Annotated in this window: 1 protein-coding gene; it reads right to left on the reverse strand. The window is 33.5% G+C overall.

Going from position 1 to position 242, the window contains the following annotated elements; all coding sequences use genetic code 11:
* Window positions 1-126 (reverse strand): helix-turn-helix domain-containing protein (locus BAQ49_RS01550; RefSeq protein ID WP_153020471.1); only part of this gene is annotated, 126 nt, incomplete at its 3' end.
* Window positions 127-242: the final 116 nt, after the last annotated feature.

Here is a 242-nt window from a genome sequence, read left to right on the forward strand (position 1 = left end):
TGCATTATCCCATAGAGATAGGAAATGATTGAATACAAAACGAGAACAGCCAATCGTTTTATTGATTAGGGTTGCTTGTGCTTTATTTGGATAGATACGAAATTTATATGCTTTATTAATCATCATTCATTTCACCTCCATTTCGATATGTGTCTATTATACAACAAACATACATTCGATAGGTAGTGAAGTAACAGTTTATGTATGTCGAACAATTAAGATGGCTTCCTGCCATCCCTTGT

Source organism: Bacillus proteolyticus (assembly GCF_001884065.1).
Taxonomy (GTDB): domain Bacteria; phylum Bacillota; class Bacilli; order Bacillales; family Bacillaceae_G; genus Bacillus_A; species Bacillus_A proteolyticus.